This is a genomic window from Collimonas sp. OK607 (genome assembly GCF_900111995.1).
GTDB lineage: Bacteria > Pseudomonadota > Gammaproteobacteria > Burkholderiales > Burkholderiaceae_D > Collimonas.
The window spans coordinates 1-21,658 of sequence record NZ_FOKF01000004.1; the positions used below are offsets into that span (position 1 = coordinate 1).

Annotated in this window: 20 protein-coding genes and 1 pseudogene; 17 read left to right on the top strand and 4 right to left on the bottom strand. The window is 59.5% G+C overall.

What is annotated here, in order from left to right; all coding sequences use genetic code 11:
• Positions 1-203 (bottom strand): annotated as a pseudogene (locus tag BM029_RS04265) (IS4 family transposase); the annotation flags it as partial.
• 539 nt (positions 204-742) lie between these two features.
• On the opposite strand from BM029_RS04265, the gene BM029_RS04275 reads away from it, so the two are divergent.
• The 15 genes from BM029_RS04275 to BM029_RS04345 all read left to right on the top strand — a co-directional run bounded on the left by BM029_RS04275 (position 743) and on the right by BM029_RS04345 (position 15,196).
• A complete protein-coding gene (locus BM029_RS04275) occupies positions 743-1,396 on the top strand; it encodes a TetR/AcrR family transcriptional regulator (RefSeq protein ID WP_211482433.1) in 654 nt (217 codons plus the stop codon).
• Between the two features lie 148 nt (positions 1,397-1,544).
• Entirely contained in the window at positions 1,545-2,438 is an 894-nt protein-coding gene (locus BM029_RS04280) for a VOC family protein (protein ID WP_092432962.1), read from the top strand.
• Positions 2,438-3,316 carry a CoA transferase subunit A gene (locus BM029_RS04285; protein ID WP_092432964.1) on the top strand — a complete coding sequence of 293 codons (879 nt, stop codon included), beginning with the start codon at positions 2,438-2,440 and terminating at the stop codon, positions 3,314-3,316. Before BM029_RS04280 ends, BM029_RS04285 begins: the two co-directional genes overlap by 1 nt.
• Before the next feature lie 27 nt (positions 3,317-3,343).
• A complete protein-coding gene (locus BM029_RS04290) occupies positions 3,344-4,096 on the top strand; it encodes a CoA-transferase subunit beta (protein WP_170850984.1) in 753 nt (250 codons plus the stop codon).
• An 87-nt stretch (positions 4,097-4,183) separates the two neighbouring features.
• Positions 4,184-5,074 carry an enoyl-CoA hydratase gene (locus BM029_RS04295; protein ID WP_211482438.1) on the top strand — a complete coding sequence of 297 codons (891 nt, stop codon included), beginning with the start codon at positions 4,184-4,186 and terminating at the stop codon, positions 5,072-5,074.
• Positions 5,071-6,192: an NAD(P)H-dependent flavin oxidoreductase gene (locus BM029_RS04300; RefSeq protein WP_244544900.1), complete on the top strand. Its 1,122-nt coding sequence runs from the start codon at positions 5,071-5,073 to the stop codon at positions 6,190-6,192. Before BM029_RS04295 ends, BM029_RS04300 begins: the two co-directional genes overlap by 4 nt.
• Before the next feature lie 10 nt (positions 6,193-6,202).
• Positions 6,203-6,958, top strand: coding sequence for an enoyl-CoA hydratase family protein (locus BM029_RS04305; RefSeq protein WP_092433239.1), 756 nt, complete (start codon positions 6,203-6,205; stop codon positions 6,956-6,958).
• Between the two features lie 14 nt (positions 6,959-6,972).
• Positions 6,973-8,133 carry an acyl-CoA dehydrogenase family protein gene (locus tag BM029_RS04310; RefSeq protein ID WP_092432973.1) on the top strand — a complete coding sequence of 387 codons (1,161 nt, stop codon included), beginning with the start codon at positions 6,973-6,975 and terminating at the stop codon, positions 8,131-8,133.
• Between the two features lie 25 nt (positions 8,134-8,158).
• Positions 8,159-9,229: an acyl-CoA dehydrogenase family protein gene (locus BM029_RS04315; RefSeq protein WP_092432975.1), complete on the top strand. Its 1,071-nt coding sequence runs from the start codon at positions 8,159-8,161 to the stop codon at positions 9,227-9,229.
• 15 nt (positions 9,230-9,244) lie between these two features.
• On the top strand, positions 9,245-10,399 hold the full coding sequence (locus BM029_RS04320; protein WP_092432977.1) for an acetyl-CoA C-acetyltransferase: 1,155 nt from the start codon (positions 9,245-9,247) through the stop codon (positions 10,397-10,399).
• 54 nt (positions 10,400-10,453) lie between these two features.
• Positions 10,454-11,329 carry an SDR family oxidoreductase gene (locus tag BM029_RS04325; protein WP_092432979.1) on the top strand — a complete coding sequence of 292 codons (876 nt, stop codon included), beginning with the start codon at positions 10,454-10,456 and terminating at the stop codon, positions 11,327-11,329.
• Between the two features lie 88 nt (positions 11,330-11,417).
• Positions 11,418-12,203: an SDR family oxidoreductase gene (locus BM029_RS04330; protein ID WP_092432983.1), complete on the top strand. Its 786-nt coding sequence runs from the start codon at positions 11,418-11,420 to the stop codon at positions 12,201-12,203.
• 7 nt (positions 12,204-12,210) lie between these two features.
• The gene (locus tag BM029_RS04335; protein ID WP_371329081.1) at positions 12,211-12,684 is read left to right on the top strand and encodes a MaoC family dehydratase; all 474 of its coding nucleotides are present in this window, start codon (positions 12,211-12,213) and stop codon (positions 12,682-12,684) included.
• Positions 12,685-12,711: 27 nt separating this feature from the next.
• Complete coding sequence (locus BM029_RS04340; RefSeq protein ID WP_092432986.1) at positions 12,712-13,914, top strand: acetyl-CoA C-acyltransferase; 1,203 nt, start codon at positions 12,712-12,714, stop codon at positions 13,912-13,914.
• A gap of 106 nt (positions 13,915-14,020) precedes the next feature.
• Complete coding sequence (locus BM029_RS04345; protein WP_092432987.1) at positions 14,021-15,196, top strand: helix-turn-helix transcriptional regulator; 1,176 nt, start codon at positions 14,021-14,023, stop codon at positions 15,194-15,196.
• An 88-nt stretch (positions 15,197-15,284) separates the two neighbouring features.
• On the opposite strand, the gene BM029_RS04350 is transcribed toward BM029_RS04345, so the two are convergent.
• Positions 15,285-16,058 carry an SDR family oxidoreductase gene (locus tag BM029_RS04350; protein WP_092432989.1) on the bottom strand — a complete coding sequence of 258 codons (774 nt, stop codon included), beginning with the start codon at positions 16,056-16,058 and terminating at the stop codon, positions 15,285-15,287.
• A gap of 314 nt (positions 16,059-16,372) precedes the next feature.
• Between BM029_RS04350 and BM029_RS04355 the strand changes: the two genes are divergently transcribed.
• Together BM029_RS04355 and BM029_RS04360 are read left to right on the top strand one after the other, a co-directional pair.
• The gene (locus tag BM029_RS04355; RefSeq protein WP_092432991.1) at positions 16,373-18,496 is read left to right on the top strand and encodes an oxidoreductase; all 2,124 of its coding nucleotides are present in this window, start codon (positions 16,373-16,375) and stop codon (positions 18,494-18,496) included.
• Positions 18,497-18,553: 57 nt separating this feature from the next.
• A complete protein-coding gene (locus tag BM029_RS04360) occupies positions 18,554-19,327 on the top strand; it encodes an SDR family NAD(P)-dependent oxidoreductase (protein ID WP_092432993.1) in 774 nt (257 codons plus the stop codon).
• An 18-nt stretch (positions 19,328-19,345) separates the two neighbouring features.
• Here the strand turns inward: BM029_RS04360 and BM029_RS04365 are convergent, their stop codons facing one another.
• Complete coding sequence (locus BM029_RS04365; protein ID WP_244544901.1) at positions 19,346-20,206, bottom strand: SDR family NAD(P)-dependent oxidoreductase; 861 nt, start codon at positions 20,204-20,206, stop codon at positions 19,346-19,348.
• A gap of 21 nt (positions 20,207-20,227) precedes the next feature.
• Positions 20,228-21,559 (bottom strand): spinster family MFS transporter, encoded by a 1,332-nt coding sequence (locus tag BM029_RS04370; protein WP_092432995.1) that lies wholly within the window; start codon positions 21,557-21,559, stop codon positions 20,228-20,230.
• Between the last annotated feature and the right edge of the window lie 99 nt (positions 21,560-21,658).

Consider the following 21,658-nt stretch of genomic DNA (forward strand, 5'->3'; position numbering starts at 1 on the left):
TCCGGTTTCATCGCCTGAGCCATAAACATCGACAGCGTCTCCGTTGGCGCGAAGAGCCGTTCACGGTGAACCGGCAACGACGCCTCCAGTGTGTCAAATAGTTCCGGCGAAGTAAGTAGATCGAAAAAACGAAATGCGTCGTTGGTGGCAGCGTGATGTCGAACCCGACGTTGCCGAGATAACACAGAACGATTACTATGCATGAGGGCTGGCTCTTGGATGGTGGCGATGGTTTGGCGACTTAAGCTTATCATCTTGCCAGCCTGTTTTTCCTCACTAATTCAGGCACTTAGCGCTTAAGTAAGTGCCATTCGACTCTGACCCCAATTGTTTTTGGGGCTGGCTACGCGGATGCCGTAGCCAGGCCGTTCTTCAGTTCGACGGGTGCGCAAGCGCTCACCAAAATCGTTAGTCTTGTCGGACGATGATTTCATCCCTTCCCGGAAAACATAATCAGTCACGGTTCAACGGCCTGCTTAGTGCGGCTGCTTGAAGTCGCGGTGATTTTTTTTCGCGTCCGATTTTAATCAACGTATCAAAAAACAGTAGCTGATCGTGACTTCGGATCAGTGGGATGAGGTCGCGTGCGTCGTGATCGGATGTGGCGTAGTGAAAGTCGGCGCAGGGCCGAATTTTGCCAATTTGTGAGGCTGGGGGTTTTACCATGGACACGAGCACAAAGATAACGGCGAATGCATCGCGGTCTGGGCTATCGGGCGTGGCATCGCTACGAAAAAGCGAAATGACGCGCATGGCAATCGTTGAGCGGGCGCTCGACATGGCTGTGCGCGATGGCCTGGAAGCGTTGACGCTGGGCGGCGTCGCCGAGCAAATGAAAATGAGCAAGACCGGGGTGTTCGCGCGCTTTGGATCGATACAGGCGCTGCAACTGGACGTGCTGAAACAATATCGTGTCCGCTTCCTGGAAAACGTCTGGCTGCCGGGCATGGAAGCGCCGGAAGGTCTGCCGCGCATGCGCGCCTTGTTTGGGCATTGGGGCTGGCATGTCGCCGCCGAACAGGGCAGCGGCTGCTTCTACATCAGCTGTGCCTCTGAGTACGACGACCGTCCCGGGCCGATAAGAGATGCCTTGCTTAACGACGTCCTGGCCTGGCGTGCGCATCTGGAGCTGTGCGTGCAACAGGCGATTGATGCCGGACATCTGGAGCACAGCCAGGACGTGCAGCAGGTGGTGTACGAAATGGTGGGGTTGATATTGGTGCTGCATCACGATACCCGCCTGATGCGCAACCCGCGCAGCATCGAGCGTACCGAAACGGCATTCGCACGCCTGCTTGCGGCCTGGCAGAAGGTGTCGGCGCCGGCCGCCAACGTCGACCCGGAGCCGATTGGTGCGGCGCGCCATTTCGACCGAAGAATTATCCGTCGCGAGTGATGCCGAAACGATCTCCGTACGCCGGAAAGCCGCATGGGGACGCGATTCCAGCCCATTTTTACAGTTAGTCTCAACGGACGATGATTCTGCCGGGTATCAGCCCAATAATCGTAGCTATGTTCTCAGTAATGGAAGGAGCACCCGAATCATGATTGATATCCGTGGCCTGTCGTACATCGTGGCCGAATCGACCGATCTCCCCAAGTGGAAAAATTATGCCGAGAATGTACTTGGCATGATGACATCCGCTGCGCCCGATGGCGGCCTGTACGTCAAGATGGATGAGCGTTGCTTCCGCATTGCGGTACAGCCTGGAACGCGCGATGCCTATGTCGCCACGGGCTGGGAAGTGCAGGGGGAGGCAGAGTTCAACGACGCGGTCGCCACATTACGGAAATCCGAGATTGAAATCCAGGTGGGCGATGCCGCGCAATGCAAGCAGCGTTGCGTGCAGCAGCTCATCGGCTTCAACGATCCGTCCGGTAATCGTCACGAAATCGTATGGGGATTCAAATCGGACTTCGCGCGCTTTGCGTCTCCGGTGGGCGTTTCCCGATTTATTACGGGCAATATCGGTATGGGCCACGCTGTGCTGCCGGCGGTCAAGTTCGAAGAAACATTGCGTTTTTTCCGCGATGTGCTCGGCTTCGGCCTGTCCGACATGTTCAATTTCCAGCCAGGCGGAGATGGGCCGAGCTTGCCGATTTACTTCCTCCACTGCAACAACGACCGCCATCACAGCCTGGCGCTGGCCGCATTCCCGGTAGAAAGCGGCTGTGTGCATGTGATGGTGGAAGTTGAGTCGATGCCTGAGGTCGGGCGGGCCATGGACCGGATGAAAGCGCACGACGTGTTGCAAACCTCGACCCTCGGCCAGCACACCAATGACCGGATGATTTCGTTTTACATGAAATCGCCGTCCGGTTTCGATATCGAATTCGGCTACGGCGGCGCGGTAGTCGACTGGAAAGAACATATCGCACACGAATTCACCCACGTCAGTCTGTGGGGACATGATTTTTCGGTAGGGAATACAAAGTGATGACAAACAAGAACATGACGGCGGCGGATGCAGTCGCACAATTGCGCGATGGGATGACTATCGGCATCGGCGGCTGGGGACCGCGCCGCAAGCCGATGGCGCTGGTGCGCGAAATCTTGCGCTCGCCGCTGAAGGACCTGACCGTGGTCGCCTACGGCGGCGCTGATGTCGGCATGCTGTGCGCGGCAGGCAAAGTGAAAAAACTCATTTTTGCATTCGTATCGCTGGATTTCATTCCGCTCGAGCCATACTTCCGCAAGGCCCGCCAGGCTGCGGCAATCGACGTCATGGAGATCGACGAAGGCATGTTCATGCTGGGTCTGAAAGCCGCGGCGATGGGCGTTCCCTATATCCCCACCCGCATCGGTCTCGGCACTGACGTGATCCGGCACAATCCCGACATCAAGGTCATAGCTTCGCCTTACGACGACAAGGACTGGGTAGCCATGCCGGCCCTGCATCTGGATGCGGCACTGCTGCACGTGGATCGCGCCAGCGCACGCGGGGTTTGCCAGGTCAAGGGACCCGACATCTACATGGATGACCTGTTTGCGCGGGCTGCCAAAGCTACTTACGTGTCCTGCGATGAATTGGTCGACGACGCATTCTTCGCCGACGGCGACGAAGCGCGCTACGTCTTTTGGGAACGCTCGATGACGACCGGTGTGGTGCATCTGCCGGGCGGCGCGCATCCCACTTCGTGCGCCCCGCTGCATGGTTTCGATGCCCGCCATTTCAAGGAATATGCAGCTAGCGCCAAGGAAGACGGCGGTTGGGAACAATACGTCGAGCGCTACGTCGCATGCGGCGAAGATGAGTACATCAAACGCGTAGGTGGAATCGATGCGATTCGCAAACTCGCGCTACCGGTATATTGAGAGGACTAGCCTGTGACTGAATTTTCCATGATCGACCGCATCGTCTGCGCCGCCGCACGCGCCTGGAACGATGACGGTGAAGTGCTGGCCACCGGCATCGGCGTCGTGCCGCGCCTGGCTGCATCCCTATGCATGTCGTCAGAGAATGCCGATCTGATGATGACCGATTCCGAAGCCTGGCTGGTGCGTGAACCGGTGCCGCTGGGTCCGCGCGGCGACTATGTCTTGCAGCGCGAAACCTGGATGGGCTTTGCGCGCATATTCGACAACGTCTGGAGCGGTAGGCGCCACGCCATGGTCGGCCCGACCCAGATCGACCGCTTCGGGCAAGCCAATATTTCCATGGTGGGCGGCGATTATCGCCGGCCTAAATCGCAAATGCTGGGAGTGCGCGGATTTCCCGGCAATTCGATCAGCCACGCCAATTCCTTCTTTGTTCCCAATCACAGCACCAAGGTGTTCGTGGCGGGCGAAGTCGATATGGTGGCGTCGATCGGCTACAACCCGGAACGTCTGCCGCGCGGTTACAGTTTTGACGATATCGCCATCCGCCTGATCGTCACCAATCTTTGCGTGATGGATTTCGGCGGACCAAACCGGCAGGTGCGGATCGTATCGTTGCATCCGGGTGTCCAGGCCGCGCAGGTGCAGGAAGCGACCGGCTTCCCCTTGCACATTCCGGACGCAATTCCGGAAACACCTGCACCGACCGCTGCCCAGCTTGCTTTGCTGGACAAGCTGGATCCGCATAATTTGCGTGGCTCCGTACTCGGCGCTTGAAAAGCAGACTCTTAAAACAGATACCAGACCAGTCCTCACCCAGTTTACGAGAACACCATGACACCCGAACAGCCCGGCAGCGAATTTATGAAACGGGAGGATGCGTCCTCCTACGAAACCGAAACTCCGGTGCTGTATGAGGCAAGGGATGGCATTGCCAGCATCACCATGAACCGGCCGCAGTTCAACAACGCCCAGAATTCGCAAATGACGTACGCGCTGGATGACGCATTCCGGCACGCGGTGGATGACGATGCGGTGCGCGTCATCGTATTGCGCGGCAACGGCAAGCATTTCAGCGCCGGCCATGACATCGGCACGCCGGGACGCGACGTCAACAAATCGTTTGATCGCGCACACCTGTGGTGGGACCATGCCAACAAGCCGGGTGCTGAATTCAACTACGCTCGCGAACAGGAAGTCTATGTCGGCATGTGCCGCCGCTGGCATGATATTCCAAAACCGACCATTGCCATGGTTCAGGGTGCATGCGTTGCCGGCGGCTTGATGCTGGCCTGGATCTGCGACCTGATCATCGCTTCCGAGGACGCATTTTTCCAGGATCCGGTAGTACGCATGGGCATTCCCGGCGTCGAGTATTTCGCTCACGCGCAAGAACTCAATCCCCGCATCGCCAAAGAATTCCTGTTCCTGGGAGAACGCATGAAAGCCGATCGCGCCTACATGATGGGGATGCTCAACCGTGTAGTTCCTGCCGGCGAACTGGAGCAGCAGACCTATGAAATCGCGGCGCGCATCGCCCAGCAACCGCGCTTGGGGCTGGCGCTCACCAAGCAGGTACTCAACCGGGCCGAGGATTTGCAGGGGTTGCGCGCCACCATCGACATGGCCTACGGCTACCATCAGCTTGCACACGCACACGGACAAGTGCTGGGCAACGGACATCTGGGCGGCCACGATGCGCGCTCCATGGTCTCTGCCAACAAACAAGCGGCAACTCCGGGAGTAAAGCAATGAGCGCAGCGATGACGCCAGCACCTGCAGTCGGGGCAACGCAAAAATCAACGCTGCATACGCCGCTCTGCGATTTGCTCGGGTGCCGCTATCCCATCGTGCAAACCGCGATGGGCTGGGTTGCCGGCGCCGAACTTGTGGCGGCGACTTGTAACGCCGGCGCCTTCGGTTTCCTGGCCGGCGCGACGATTGCAGCCGACAAGATCGAGGCAGAAATACTGCGCGTGAAGCAATTGACCGGCGACAAGCCGTTCGGCATCAACTTCCACATGTTCCAGCCGAATGCACAGCAATTGCTGGATCTTGCCGTCAAATACCGGGTGCGGGCAGTCAGTTACGGCCGCGGTCCTGACAAGAAAACCATCGCACGCCTGCGGCAAGCCGATATTGTGTGCATGCCCACGGTCGGTGCGTTGAAGCATGCGCAAAAGGCCATCGAAATGGGCGCCAATGCGATCACGATCCAGGGCGGCGAAGGTGGTGGCCACACTGGATCGGTGCCAACCACGGTCTTGCTGCCGCAAGTGGTCGATGCGGTCGATGTTCCAGTAATTGCCGCCGGCGGATTCTATGACGGCCGCGGCTTGCTGGCCGCACTGGCCTTCGGTGCGCAGGGCGTCGCCATGGGAACCCGTTTTCTCATGACGACAGACAGCGGCGTTCCGGAAAATACCTTGCAGCGTTATCTGAAGGTCAAGGACGCGGACAAAATACGCATCTCGCATCTGGTCGACGGCATGCCGCAACGGATGATCGCCAACGAATACCTGGACGCGCTGGAAAAATCCTCGCCATTGCGGCGCGTCTGGATCGCGCTGCAATGCGCGCGCCAATGGAAAAGCCAGACCGGCATGACGACCGGCCATGCCTTGAAAATATTGATGCAGGCGTTGCGGGAGGATGCTTCATCCGTGGCACAGACGGTGATGGCCGCCAATGCGCCGATGCTGTTGCAAAAATCGATGGTGGACGGCAAACCGGAACAAGGCGTGATGTCGTCGGGACAGGTGGCGGCGCTGATCGACCAGCTGCAATCTTGCCAGCAAGTGGTGGAGGGCATCGTTGCAGAAGCTAACTATCGTCGCGCTGTGATCAATGGTTATGGCGATATCCATATTTAAGGGAATGAAAATGATAAAGCAATACGCATCGACGATTCATGATAACGGCGTGGCCGAACTGGTGCTCGACCGGCCACCGGTGAATGCGCTCAACGATGCCGGCTGGCGCGGCCTGGCAGTGGAAATCAAGACACTGGGAGAAAATCCGGAGGTGCGCGTGATCGTCATCCGCGCCGAGGGCCGTGGTTTCTGCGCCGGCGTCGATATCAAGGAATTGAATACCGATCCGGGCCTGATCGTTTCTGTCAATGCCGGCAACTACGCGACATTCGAAGCTGTGCATAGAAATCGCGTGCCGGTCATCGCCGCGGTGCATGGTTTTGTGCTGGGCGGCGGTATCGGCATTTGCGGCGCGGCGGATATTGTCATCGCAGCCGACGATGCATCGTTCGGCTTGCCGGAAGTTGATCGCGGCGCAATGGGCGGAGCAGCGCATCTGCAACGCCTGTTTGGCGTGCAAAAGACCCGTCATGCGTTCTTTACCGGCGAAATGATTCCGGCGGAAGAGGCTTACAGGCTGGGGGCAGTGGAACGGGTTGTGCCACGCGCGGAGTTGCGTGCGGCTGCGCTCGATATTGCAGCAAAGATCGCGGCCAAGAGTCCCGCCATGATCCGTATCGCGAAGGAAGCATTGAATGGCATCGAAGATGGCAATCTGGAAGACAAGTATCGCTGGGAGCAGGGTTTTACCCTGCAAGCCTACATGAGTCCGGATTCCGCGGAGACCCGGAAGGCATTCGTCGACAAGCGTGACGCTAAGTTTTAATTGCGAGGACTGACATGAATCTGAACTACACACCCGCACAGCAAGCCTTCCGCAAAGAAGTGCGGCAATGGCTGCAGGAGAACCAGCCAGCCACGCCGTTCGCGAGCTACGAAACCCAGGAAGGGTTCGAACAGCACCGCAAGTGGGAAGCGATCATGGCCGACGGCGGATGGAGCAGCGTGACCTGGCCGAAAGAATTGGGCGGACGCGGCTGTGATCTGATCGAATGGCTGATTTTCGAAGAAGAGTATTGGGCTGCCGATGCGCCGATGCGGGTGAATCAAAATGGCATTCTGCTGCTTGGGCCGACGCTGATGGAATTCGGCACGCCGGAGCAAAAGAAACGCTTCCTGCCGCGCATGGCGCGTTGTGACGACATGTGGGCGCAGGGCTGGTCCGAGCCGAATGCCGGGTCGGACATGGCGGCGATCAGCAGCCGCGCGGTGCGCGACGGCGACCACTATGTGCTGAACGGACAAAAGACCTGGTCGACCCGTGCGCTGTTTGCAAACTGGCTGTTTGGACTGTTTCGCAGCGACCCGCAGTCGCAACGCCATCACGGCCTGAGCTATCTGCTGGTGCCGCTGGATTCCCCCGGCATCACGGTGCGTCCGATCAAGGCGCTGAATGGCAAGCAGGCATTCGCCGAGGTTTTCTTCGATGACGTGCGGGTGCCGGTAGAGAACCGCCTCGGCGATGAAGGTTTGGGTTGGCAGGTGGCGATGGCGACCGCTGGGTTTGAGCGTGGTTTGTTATTGCGCTCACCGGCGCGCTTCCAGCGTACCGCCCAGAAGCTGATGCAACTGTACCTGGCCAACCGCGCGTCGGCCGACCGCGATCCGTCGATACGCGAAGCCGTGGTGCGTGCCTGGATGGGCGCTGAGGCCTACAGCCTGTCGTCCTACCACACGGTCAGCCGCCTGCAGCGTGGCGCCGTGATTGGCGCTGAATCCAGCACCAACAAGATTTTCTGGTCGGAACTGGATCTGGATATGCATGAAACGGCGATGCGGATTCTTGCCGCCGGTGCAGAACTGAGCGGCGACGGTGCTCCCGACGGCGGTGAATGGCTGGAAGGCTTCCTGTTTGCGCAAGCCGGGCCGATCTACGCCGGCACCAATGAAATTCAACGCAACATCATCGCCGAACGCATGCTCGGCCTTCCTAAGAGTTAATAAGAGATAAGCGGGAGAAAACAGAATGGACTTCACTTTCACTGAAGAGCAGATCGCATTTCGCGATTCCATCAGCCGTTTTCTCATGAGAGAAGCGGCGCCGGAATTATTGCGCGAGGTATGGGAAACCGATCAAGGGCGCTCGCCTGATCTGCGCGCAAAAATTGTCGAACAAGGTTTGTTCAGCTTGTCTGTCCCGGAAGCCGAAGGCGGCATGGGACTGGGCGACATCGATTGGGCGTTGCTGACCCAGGAACTCGGATACTACGCGATTCCCGATTCCACCGCCGATACCGGCTACCTGGCTGCCGCCATGCTGGCGGCGCTGCCAGAAGGGCATCCAATGCGGGCGGAGTGGTTGCCGCGCGTTGCAGATGGCAGTTGCCGCATCGCCATCGGCCATCCGGTCAATCCCTGGGTCGCCGACGCCAAGCTTGCCGATCTGCTGTTGCTGCCAAACGTGGTTGAGGGCGGCATTGAATTGCACGCCGTACCGCGCAAGGATGTCGACATCACCTCCGTGGAAAGCATCGACGCTTCGCGCCGCCTGGCAAGTGTGTCATGGAAGCCGGCGGCAGCAACACTCGCCGCGGATGCCGCCGCCGGTGCGCTGATTTGGGCCGAAACGCTGGACCGCGGCGCATTGAATGTTAGCGGTCAATTGATCGGACTGGCGCAACGAATGCTCGACCTGGCCGTCGATTATGCCGCGCAGCGCAAGCAGTTCGGCAAGCCGATCGGTGCCTTCCAGGCGGTCAAGCACCATCTGGCGGACGTCGTGACCAAGATCGAATTCGCCAAGCCGGTGCTGTACCGCGCAGTAGTTGCCCTGGCCAACAATGAGCCGCATCGCGGCCTGCTGACATCCCACGCCAAGCTGGTCTGCGCCGATGCTGCCTGGACCGCCGCTCGCAAGTCGATCCAGGTGCACGGAGCGATGGGTTATACCTGGGAAGTAGATCTGCAAATGTTCATGAAACGGGCGTGGGTAATGGATGCCGCCTGGGGCGATCGTGGCTATCACAAGGCGCGTATGGCGGATGCATTGTTGTCGGGGCAGGTACCGACCGGCCCCGCCGCCAGTTTTTTTAATTGAAACGGATGACAGAAAATGGCTGAAGCCTATATTGTTGATGCCCTGCGCTCGCCCACCGGCAAACGCAACGGCGCATTGGCCGAAGTGCATGGCGCCGATCTGGGCGCGCACGCGATACGAGCGATTGTGGAGCGCAATCCGATCCCTGCGGAGGATTACGACGATGTGATTTTCGGCTGCGTCGATACTATCGGCGCGCTGGCAGGCAACATTGCGCGTACCTCTTGGCTGGCAGCCGGGCTACCGTTCGGTGTGCCAGGCACGACGGTTGACCGTCAATGCGGCTCGTCGCAGCAGGCGGTGCATTTCGCCGCACAAGCGGTCATGAGCGGTACGCAAGACGTGATTCTTGCCGGCGGCGTCCAGACCATGTCGCGGATCCCTATTTCATCGGCGATGCTAGCCGGCCGTCCACTGGGATACTCCACCCCGTTTGCCGAAAGCAAGGGATGGCGCGAGCGCTTCGGCGATGCGCCTGTCAACCAGTTCTATGCTGCGCAGCGGATTGCCGACCATTGGAATATTTCGCGCGAAGACATGGAAGTCTTTGCACAGGAAAGCCACCTGCGTGCGCTGCGTGCCATGAAGGAAGGTTATTTCGATCGCGAAGTGGTGGCGTTTCCCGGGCTGCTGGCGATGGACGAAACCGCCCGCCAGCCTTCGCTGGAAAAGATGGCGACGCTGCTACCGGTAGATCCTGAGTTCCCGAAAATCACCGCTGCCGTATCCAGCTCCACCTGCGACGCCTCCGGCGCGGTGCTGGTGGTCTCCGAGGCTGCCCTCAAACGCTACGGCTTGACGCCGCGTGCGCGCATCCATCATTTGAGCGTGCTGGGCGACGATCCTATCTGGCATCTGACGGCGCCGATCGCGGCTACCCGCCACGCGCTGAAGCGGGCCGGCATGAAGCTGGAAGATATTGACCTGGTAGAAATCAATGAAGCTTTTGCTTCAGTCGTGATGGCATGGCTCAAGGAAACCGGTTATCCGCATGAAAAAACCAATGTGAACGGCGGCGCCATAGCGCTTGGCCATCCGCTTGGTGCTTCCGGCGTGAAGCTGATGACGACGCTGCTGCACGAGCTGGAACGCCGCGACGGCAAGTATGGTTTGCAGACGATGTGCGAAGGCGGCGGTCTTGCCAACGTCACCATCATCGAACGTCTGTAAAGCTGGCGCCGTATTCGAATATTCCAAAAATCATTACATAGAATCGAGACAAACATGGGCATTTGCGATCAGAGAGTCGTCATTATCACGGGAGCGGGCGGTGGCCTTGGCCGCGCCTACGCGTTGAGTTTTGCGGCAGAGGGCGCCAGCGTGGTCGTCAATGACGTGCGTCGCGAGGCCGCGCAAGCGGTGGTGGACGAAATCCTTGCGGCAGGCGGCAGCGCGATCGCCGACGGCGGCGACATCACCAGCATGCAAGGTGCGCAAGGGATTGTCGATGCCGCACTGGCTGCCTTTGGCGAGGTGCATGTGCTGGTCAACAACGCCGGCGTGCTGCGCGACCGCATGTTCATTTCCCTGACCGAAGAAGATTGGGATCAAGTCATGCAAGTGCATCTGAAAGGACACTTTTGCCTGGCCAATATACTCGGCCGGCGCTGGCGCGATGCTGCGAAGAGCGGGCGCAAGCCGCAGGCCGCGATCATCAACACCAGTTCGGGTGCGGGCCTGCAAGGCTCGATCGGGCAATCCAATTACGCCGCGGCCAAGGCCGGTATCGCGACGCTGACGCTGGTGCAGGCGGCCGAACTGGGGCGCTACGACATCACCGTCAATTGCCTGGCGCCGGCAGCCCGCACCTCGATGACAGAAAGTGCGATGCCCGACATGGTTAAAAAGCCGGAATCCGGTTTCGACGCCTGGGATCCGATGAATGTGGCGCCGCTGGTAGTCTGGCTTGGCAGTTCGCTGGCGCGAGGCGTCACCGGCCGCTGCTTTGAAATCAAGGGCGGCGAGATTTCGCTGGCCGACGGCTGGCGCACTGGACAAATCCGCGACAAGGGCGCCCGTTGGGACGCTGCGGAACTTGGCGAAGTCATCGAGGGCCTGATCGCCGCAGTCAGCCCGCCTCAAAAGGTCTACGGCACCTGATGGCTAGCGACCATCGTCCATCAAGACGATGTCGCGCCGCCGCTGCCTGACCATAATCGAATCTCCAATATTCCCGGTTGAAACTTCTATGAAACCCGCTCCGTCTTATGTTCCTCCGCATGGCCTGTTGAAGGGTAAATCCGTTCTGGTTACTGCAGCTGCCGGCGCTGGTATCGGCTTTGCCGCAGCCCGCCGTTGTGCCGAAGAAGGGTGCCGTGCACTGTATCTTTCAGATGTGCACGAGCGCCGGCTGCAGGAAGCTGTCGAAACCATTAAAAAAGAGACCGGCCTGGAGCAGGTCTACGGCAAGCTTTGCGACGTCAGCAAGGAAGAACAAGTGCAGGCGTTGCTGAACGACGCCGACGCCAGGCTGGACGGTATCGATGTCCTGGTCAACAATGCCGGCCTGGGCACCAGTAGCCGGGTGGCCGACATGAGCGACGAAGACTGGCACAAGGTCATCGATATCACGTTGACCGGCACCTTCCGCATGACGCGTGGCGCGCTACGGCTGATGCAGCCGCGCGGCAAGGGCGTCATCATCAATAATGCATCGGTGCTGGGCTGGCGCGCCCAGGTCGAGCAGGCGCATTATGCAGCTGCCAAGGCTGGCGTGATGGCGTTGACCCGGTGCAGTGCGCTGGAAGCCGCCAAATACGGCATCCGCATCAATGCGGTAGCGCCATCGATCGCGATTCACGCCTTCCTGAAGAAATCGGCATCGGAAGAACTGCTGGACCAATTGGCCAGCCGTGAAGCCTTTGGCCGCGGCGCAGAGCCATGGGAGATCGCTAACGTCATGGTATTCCTGGCCAGCGACTATTCCTCTTACATGACCGGCGAAGTGGTTTCGGTCAGTTCCCAGCACGCATGAGGCCGTCATGAATGAGGCTGTCATGAGCAAGCGCTTCGATTCGGTCGATTCGGTACTGGCTGCAGCGGGGCTGGATCTCGGCGCAACCGGCTGGATGACGCTGACGCAAGAGCGTATCAATCAGTTTGCCGATGCTACCGGCGATCATCAATGGATCCATGTCGATCCGGCGCGTGCCAAAGACGGGCCGTTTGGCGTATGTATTGCGCATGGCTACCTGACGCTCTCGCTTGCCAATTGTTTTTTGCCGCAGCTGGTGCAGTACGACCGGCTGAAAATGGGCGTCAACTACGGTTGCGACAAAGTGCGCTTTCCGGCGCCGGCCAAGGTCGGCGCAAATTTGCGCGGGCACGGAGAAATCTTGCAGGCTGAACCGGCCGGCGCCGGTGTGCAGGTCACCATCCGCGTGACGGTCGAGATCGAAGGCTCGGACCGTCCTGCCTGTGTGGTGGATACCGTCAGCCGCCTGTTTTTCGAATAGCACCAATTTTTCACAAAGGATTTCGCCATGAATGAAGCCGTCATCGTTTCCACCGCCCGCACCCCGATAGGCAAAGCATTTCGCGGGGCGTTCAACGATACCGAAGCGCCTGTGCTGGGTGGGCATGTGATCCGCGCTGCGCTGGATAAGGCCGGCGTTGCCAATGAAGAAGTCGATGATCTCATCCTCGGGATTGCTGCGCAGCAAGGAACGCAAGGCTATAACCTGGGCCGCTTGTGCAGCTACACCGCCGGCTTGCCGGAATCGGTGGGGGGGATGGCGATCGACCGGATGTGCGCATCCGGCCTGGTCAGCATCGCTACCGGCGCCAAGGGCATCATGACCGGAGAATACGGGATCGTGGTCGGTGGCGGCCTGGAATCCATTTCCCTGGTTCAAAACAAGTACAAGAACACGTATCGCGCCCAGTCCAAGGCAGTGCTGGAAGCCGCCCCGACGGCTTATATCCAGATGATAGAAACGGCAGAAATCGTCTCCGAGCGTTATGGCATTTCCCGTGCGGAGCAGGATGAGTATTCCTTGCAAAGCCAGCAGCGGACTGCAGCCGCGCAGCAAGCCGGATTGTTCGCCGATGAAATCGTGCCACTGAGCACAGTTCGTAATCTATTTGACAAGGAAGGCAACGTCACCGGCACGGAAAATGTGACGCTGCAGCAGGATGAAGGAAACCGCGCCGATACGTCGATCGAGAGCCTGTCCAAGCTTAAGCCGGTCTGGAAGGATGGGAAGTGGGTAGCCGAAGGGCGTTTTGTCACGGCAGGGAATTCATCCCAGCTTTCCGATGGCGCGTCTGCGGCGGTGCTGATGAGCAGAACCGAGGCTCAGCGCCGTGGTTTGCAGCCGTTGGGGGCGTATCGCGGCCTTGCCGTTGCCGGCTGCCGCGCCGACGAGATGGGGATCGGTCCGGTTGTAGCGATTCCGAAACTGTTGAAGCGCCACGGCCTGACCGTCGACGATATTGGCCTGTGGGAAATCAATGAAGCGTTCGCCTGTCAGGTGGTATATAGTAAAAATGTGCTTTCCATCCCGAACGAACGCCTCAATGTCAACGGCGGCGCGATTTCTATCGGACATCCGTTTGGTATGACAGGCGCGCGCCTGGTGGGACATGCGCTGCTGGAAGGGCGCCGTCGCGGGGTGCGCTACGTGGTGGTCAGCATGTGCATCGGCGGTGGCATGGGAGCGGCTGCATTATTCGAAGTTTGCTGATCGAAGTTGGCCGCGATTTTTTCAGATTTCCGGCGTGTTTTCGGACTGCTCCAACCGTGGATCCGATGCTATACTCGGCAGCAATATGATAACAAATGACGAGACAATGTCTGCATCATCCGAACCGCCAGGAAGCGACCGGCCCGCGCCGCTAGCGCCGATTACGATTGACCGTTTCAGTCAATTGATGGGCGCCATTTACGATACCGCAAAGGATACCGAAAACTGGTCTGCCTGCCTGGACCAGATCCGCTGTGAATTCGCTGCAAATTACACCTCCCTGATTGTGCGTCGCGCTTCGGCGCATGATCTCGGCTATATCATTTCGGCATCGGGCATCCGGCGCGAAGTGAGGGTCGACAATCCCTACATCACGATGAGCCCGTTTTCCTGCCTGCGGCCGGAAAAGATCGTCACCACCAACGACATCCTGTCGCCCGAGGAATGGCGGGCGTCGCAGTACTATCAGGACTGGTGCAAGCCGCACAACGTGTTTCATGTAATGGCAGTCGACATCGATATCCCTGATGTCGGCAGTTACGGCCTGCGCATGACGCGTCCGCCGGAAGATCCACCGTTTTCAGCCGCCGACCGGCTACTGTGCGAAAAGCTGGTGCCGCATCTCAAGCGCGCGCTCGGACTGCATGCATCGGTCAATCATGATCGCCAGGTTTTCTCGCTGTACCGGCATGCCATGGGGCAACTTATGGTGGGCGTGTTCGTGCTCGACGAGCATGGGCTGATCCTGGAAAGCAATGCAATGGCGACCGCCATCGCCCAGCTCGGCGACGGTATTTCGATATCGTCGAAAAAATTGGGTGCGACTTATCCTGCTGACAACCGCAAGCTGCAGCAATTGGTGCAAAAGGTATTGGACCAGCGCGAACCGGCAAACGTGGTCATGGCGGAGGCAATGTCGGTCAGCCGTCCTTCCGGCCGGGCCGCATGGGGACTCGTGGCGCAGGCGATCAATTCCACCGAGTGGACCGAAGGCCGGCATCGTCCTTGCGTGGCTGTGTTCGTACGCGATGCCGAAGGAAAATCGGAACCGCCGATGCGCCTGGCGCAGCAATTGTTCCAGCTGACGCCGGCAGAAACTTCACTGGCAATTCAACTCGCCAACGGCTTGTCCCTGGATGAGGCTTCGGAATTGCTGAATATCCGCCGCAATACCGCCCGTGCGCATCTGCGCTCGATTTTTTCCAAAACCGGCGTACGGCGCCAGACCGAGCTGGTCCGGATTTTCCTGAACAGCGTGGCGTTGTTAGGTAACAAGGAATAGCAAGGAATAGACGAGTACGCAGGAAAACCTGCGGATCAACCGAAAGCCGTCCCGGATCGATCCGGGACGGCTTTTGTCATATGTTCTGTCAGAACTGTGTCGGCCGCATCATGGCGTCGATGCCGCCATCGACATAAAATTGCGCGCCGTGGATAAAGCCGGCTTGCGGACCCATCAGGTAAGCAATCATCGAAGCAATTTCTTCCGGACGGGCGTGGCGCGCGATTGGCGCCACAAAATCCTTGATGGCCTTGGCATAGCGCGCATCGTTCAGTCCGGCGTCGAGCAGCGGTGTGGATACGGCGCCTGGTGCTACCGTGTTGAGACGGACATCGACCCCGCCCCATTCAACCACCCGGCGGCGCACCGCGACCGTAACGGCATTCTTGGAACCGGCATAAGCCAGGCTGCCGCCTTTTTCTCCTGCATTGTCGACGATGATGCCGGCGCCGGTTTCGTCCCCTTTTTCCAGCGTTGCCGCAAGTGGATTTTTATCCCATGACAGTTGCGACGACGCGACCGACGATACCACCACCGCTGCCGGATTTTGTCCTTTTTGCAAGGCCGGGAGCAAGCCATCAAGGAGATCGACCACGCCGAAGTAATTAACCGATACCGCTAGTGAGGGCGGGCTGACATGCGATCCCAGTCCGGCGCAAAGAATCAGGCCGTCAAGCGTCCCACCGCATTTTTCCAGTACGCCCCGGACCGCCGCAGCGCGACCGGCTGCCGTAGACAAGTCCGCTTCAACCTCGGCATTGCGCAAGTCGACGCCGATAACGCGGTGGCCGGCAGCCAGCATTGCTTCGCGCGTGGCTGCGCCGATACCAGAGGCTGAGCCGCTGATGACAGTAGTGGGCATGTAGTTTCCTTTTCGTTGTTGGGCAAACATGATTCGGCTTATTATCGTTGCTTATCGATTACTTATGGCTTGCACATTGTTCCCCAACTATCCTAGGTTTACAACTTGCCTGCGTCATGCAAACGGACGATGTTGTGTGGAAGTATCGTCAATACGATTGGGAATGATTTTTCAGCGCCGGGAAATGCGTCTGAACGGACGATTTGCCCGCGCCGGCTATAAAGAATAATAGACTGACATCCATAAGTTGCCGCTACCGGCGATTTATGTAGCAGATACTGAAATCGCAGGCACTCAGGTGGAGTAGCAAAGGCATGGTCAATCCATATCAGGCATTACTGGAACCGGGCCGCATCGGCTCGATGGTGTTACGCAATCGCATCGTCATGGCGCCGATGGGCTCCAATTTTGCGGAAGCCGACGGCAGCTGCGGCGAGCGCATACAAGCCTATTACGAAGAGCGCGCCAAAGGCGGCGCCGGTTTGCTGATTATGGGCGTGTGTTCGGTGGCGTTTCCGCACGGGACGGCAGAACCGTTCCAGGTCGGCGTGTCGCGCGATGACTTCATTCCAGGGCTCGCGGGTATCGCGGAGCGCGTACATAAACACGGCGCGAAAATTGCGATGCAATTGCAGCATGCCGGCAAGACAGCCACGCGCGATCTCGCTGCCGGCCGGGAAATGTGGGTGCCGTCGCTGCCGCCGGCCACAAAAACCAGCATGATGCAAGCGTTGACCCAGGAAGAACTGGCCAATTTCGTCGGCGGCCTGGGAAACCAGAAGCCGCGCATACGCGTCATGGACAAGGCTGACATAGCGCAGATGGTGGAGTATTTCGCCGCCGCTGCCGCTCGCGCCAAACAAGCGGGATTCGATGGCGTCGAATTGCATGCCGCGCATACCTACATACTGGCTGGCTTTCTCTCACCTTATTACAACCGGCGCGAAGATGAATACGGTGGCCCGCTGGAAAATCGCGCACGCCTGCTGATCGAGGTACTGCAAGCCGTAAAGGCCCGCACCGGAGGCGATTTTCCGGTGTGGCTGCGGCTCGATGGCGAGGAGTTGCGCACGCAGGGAGGCATCACGCTGGAAGATGCCGTGGCGACAGCGCGCATGGCGGTCGATGCCGGCGCCGATGCTGTCAGCATGTCGGCCTATGCAACGATTACCACCGGCACCGCGTTCACCGAAGCGCCTCTGCCACAGGCGGAAAATGCCTTTGTCGAATATGCCAAAACGGTGCGCAAGGCAGTCAAGGTTCCGGTAATAGCGGTGGGGCGGATCGAACCGGAATACGCAGCCAGGCAGATTGCCGCCGGTGACTTCGATTTTGTGGCGATGGCGCGCAAGATGCTTGCCGATCCGGAAATCCCGATCAAGCTTGCGCAAAACCGGCCGCAGGATATTCGTCCGTGCATTTATTGCTATGCCTGCGTCAGCCAGATTTTCATCAATGAGCGCGTGAAGTGCGCTGTCAACGCCCTGACCGGCCACGAGTACGAAGCGGCTGTCACGGCGGCGCCGGTACAGCGCCACGTGATGGTGATCGGCGGCGGCCCCGGCGGCATGGAAGCGGCACGTGTGGCGGCCCAGCGAGGCCATCGGGTGACGTTGATCGAACGCGGCGGCAGACTGGGCGGAACGCTGTTCTTTGCCGGCCTTGCTTACCCGGAAAACGGCCGCCTGCTCGATTACCTGGTAGCGCAGATGAAACATGCCGCCATCGAGGTGCGGCTTTCTACCGCGGCGACACCGGCATTGGTTGCGCAGTTGCGGCCGGATGTGGTGGTGGTCGCCACCGGTGCGCGCCGCGCGATGCCGCCGATATCGGGGGCGCTGCAAAAGCACGTCTGGAGCGGCGACGAACTGCGTCGCTTGATGACTAACGATGATGCGGACGAAATCGCCAAGGCGAAACTCAGCCTCGCCGAGCGCGCGATGTTCAAGGCGGGCGGCATGATGGGTGTGACCGATAGCGCCCGCGCCTTGCAAGGCTTGTCGAAACTGTGGATGCCGCTCGGTAAAAAGGTGGTCGTCATAGGTGGCGGGCTGGTCGGCCTGGAACTGGCGGAATTCCTGCTGGCGCGCGGGCGGCAAGTGACTGTGCTGGAAGAAAGCGACAAGGCCGGGCGCGAGTTGTCTATCGTCCGTCGTTGGCGCGTGATTGAAGCGGTGGAACAGCATGGCGTTTTGCAGCGCAAGGCGAAAGTGCAGGAAATTACTGCGCGCGACGTCGTATGGCTGGATGGCGACGGCGTGGTACAGCGTACCGCGGCCGACTCCGTCGTGCTGGCGACCGGAGCCGAGGCAGATGACAGCGTGATGAATTTGCTGCGCGATTGCGGCGTGCCCCTGCATGCCGTCGGCGATTGCAATGGCATCGGCTACATCGAGCAGGCGATGCATGAGGGAAACCGGATCGGACGCCTGGTGTAGCAGGCAAGAACATGTACTTTCACGGGTCGCTGAAAAAATAAAAAAAGGAGACGTTTTATGCAGCACGTACCATCGATGTTTTCAATGGAAGGGCAGGTTGCCATCGTCACCGGCGCAGGCAAGGGCATTGGCCGTGCTTGCGCCCTGGGGCTGGCGCAGGCTGGCGCCGATGTGGCGCTGGCGGCGCGTACCCAGGCGGATCTGGAAAGCGTGGCGGCGGAAATTCACGCGCTGGGCCGGAAGGCGATCGTCGTACCCTGCGATGTCAATAACGAGCAGGCACTGGAATTGCTGGTGCAACGAACGCTGGCGGAGTTGGGCAAGATCACGGTACTGGTGAATAACGCGGGCGGCGCCGGTCCCAACGATCCACGCAAGATGAGTGCGGATGATTTTTCCAAAGTGTTGACCTGGAACGTGGCACCGGCTTACTTGCTGATTCAAAAAGTGGTCGGTCCGATGCGCGATGCCGGCGGCGGTGCGGTGATCAATATTTCATCCATGGCGGCGCGGCTGGCGCAGAAACATTTCAGTGCTTATGGTGCGGCAAAGGCAGCTCTCAATCAAATGACTCGCAATCTGGCACAGGATTTCGCGCCGCATGTCCGCATCAACGCGATCGAGCCGGGCGCCATCAAGACCGATGCGCTGGCACGTTATCTGACACCGGAACGCGAGGAGGTCATGCTGCGCGTGACACCGATGGGTTCGCTCGGCCAGCCTGAGGATATTGCCGCCGCGGTTGTATTCCTGGCATCGCCGGCATCACGCTGGATTACCGGGAAAGTCCTCGGCGTGGATGGCGGTTCCGAAGTGCCTGCCACCTTCTGAGACGTCAGGCCGCTGACATCAAGCCGACGTCACGCCGAATTGCTGCACGATATCTTTCAAATCCAGCATGTTCGGCGAGCGCGCCAATTCTTTGGCGCGTGCATCGGTACACATGAACAGCAGCGCCGCAGCGATGGTTTCCGGCGTCAATGCACCCAGCCGCTTTTGCAGAGCGCCATTGTTGCCGAGCGTTGCGGTGACGGCCTCTGTGGTGACCACCCCTGGATTGACGCTGTACGCGGTGATGCCTTGCGCGCCGTGTTCCAGGTTGATGCAGCCGGACATGCGCGCCATGGCAGCCTTGGAGGCGCCGTAAGCGAAGCCCCAACCGCCTTTGTCGGCCGGGAACGGCGGATCGTTCTTGCCGGCGCCCGAACAGACATTGACGATTTGACCGCTGCCTTGTTCGACCATGCGCGGCAGCAGGCGGCGCATCAAATGAAACGGCGCCACCACATTGCCGAACAGCGTGCGTTCCAGCGCGGCGTCGTCTAACGCCAGCAGGGTGGAATTCATTTCACGGTCTTGATAAACGGCGTTGTTGATCAAGACGTCGACCCGGCCATAGGCGTCCAGCACGGCGTCGGCTGCCGCATCCAGCGATTGCCGGTCGAGCAGGTCCATGGGATGGGCGAATACCTCGGCGCCGATTTCCTTGAGTGCTGCGGTTGTGGTGGCTAGGCTGCCGGCCAGCATCGCACCGTCGGGGCGACGCAATTGATGCGCCAGTTGCTGGCCTTCAGATTGAGTGCGGGCAGTGATGGCGACCCGCCAGCCGGCACGGCCGAAGGCCAGCGCAGTTGCAGCGCCGATACCCCGGCTGGCGCCGGTGACCAGAACCACCGGCTTCGCTTGAGCCGGTGAAGAAGTCATACTCATGTTGATTCCTTTTTCTTGTAATCAGGCCGCGGCTTTTGCAGCATCGTCAATGGCAGCCAGGCGTGACCGATAAGGCTTGAGCGCGAGGGCATACAAGACGACCGCAAATGCGGACAGCGACATCATGATCATCAAAGAGTGACGCAAGGCTTCCGCACCGTAGAGCGGTGTCAACAGGTCGCTGACAAAGCCGGTTGCCAGCGGGCCGAGGCCGACGCCGAACAGCGTGATGAACAGATTCAGCGTTGCCGCAGCCATGCTGCGTTCATTGGCCTTCACCATATGGCTGCTGGCAGCATAAGACAGCGCCGGCCACCAGCTGGCGAAGAAGCTGAACAAGACAGCGAACGCGATAGGATAGGGAATACTGATACTGCCGAGCGTCCAATGGCCGCCGGCCGGCCACATCAGCAAGATCAATGCCATCGGGATGCTGATCAGCACGCCCAGCATCGGCAATCGCAATTGCCAGCGGGTATCGCGCTGTACCAGGCGGTCGCACAAGAAACCGCTGAACATTGCGCCGCCGACAGCGCTGACGCCGCTGGCGACACCGAAGATGATGCCGGCGTGTGCCAGCGACATATGGTGCGTCCGTACCAGGAAGGTCGGGATCCAGATACCGTAGCTATATCCCGTCAATCCGCATATGCCGCAGGCCAGTGCCAGGTTGCGGAATGCGGGTGTCGCCAGCAGATTGAGCAGGCGCGGCTTCTCAGCTGCATCCACGGTTGCTGCGGAAATATCGGAGACAACAGGCTGCTCGCGGCGCGGTTCCCGCACCAGCAGAAAAACCAGCAAGCCCAGCAGGATGCCGGGTGCGCCGAACCAGATGAACATGGTCCGCCAGCCATAGGTTTGCGCAACCCAGCCGCCCAGTGCCAGGCCGACCAGAACGCCGATGTTCGGCCCCATCATGAAAAGGCTGATCACCAGCGAGCGGCGTTCTTTTGGATAAAGATCCGACACCAGGGAAATCGACGGCGCCATGCCGCCTGCCTCTCCCACCGCGACCCCCATACGCGCCAGAAGCAGCAGTCCGAATTGACTGGCCATGCCGCAGCCCATGGTGGCGAAGCTCCACAAGGTGCAGCACACGGCGATGATATTGCGGCGATTGCCGCGATCCGCCATCTTGCCGATCGGTACACCCAGGCCGGCATAAAACAGGCCGAACGCCAGTCCGGTAAGCAGCCCCATCACCGTGTCGGAAACACCGAATTCCAGCTTGATCGGTTCGATCACGATGGCGATCGCCTGGCGGTCGATATAGGAGAAAATATAGACCAGCGCCAGGATGATGAGGCTAAGATGGCTGCGCCAGCTGGTGGAACTGTTGGTAGTGGTGGGCATGATGATTGGCGGAGTGGCAGTAGGAATGCTTATCGTGGCCGCACTGATCGGTGACGGCATCGTCTCTTTGGACGACGAGCGCAGGGTCGCGTCGCATTA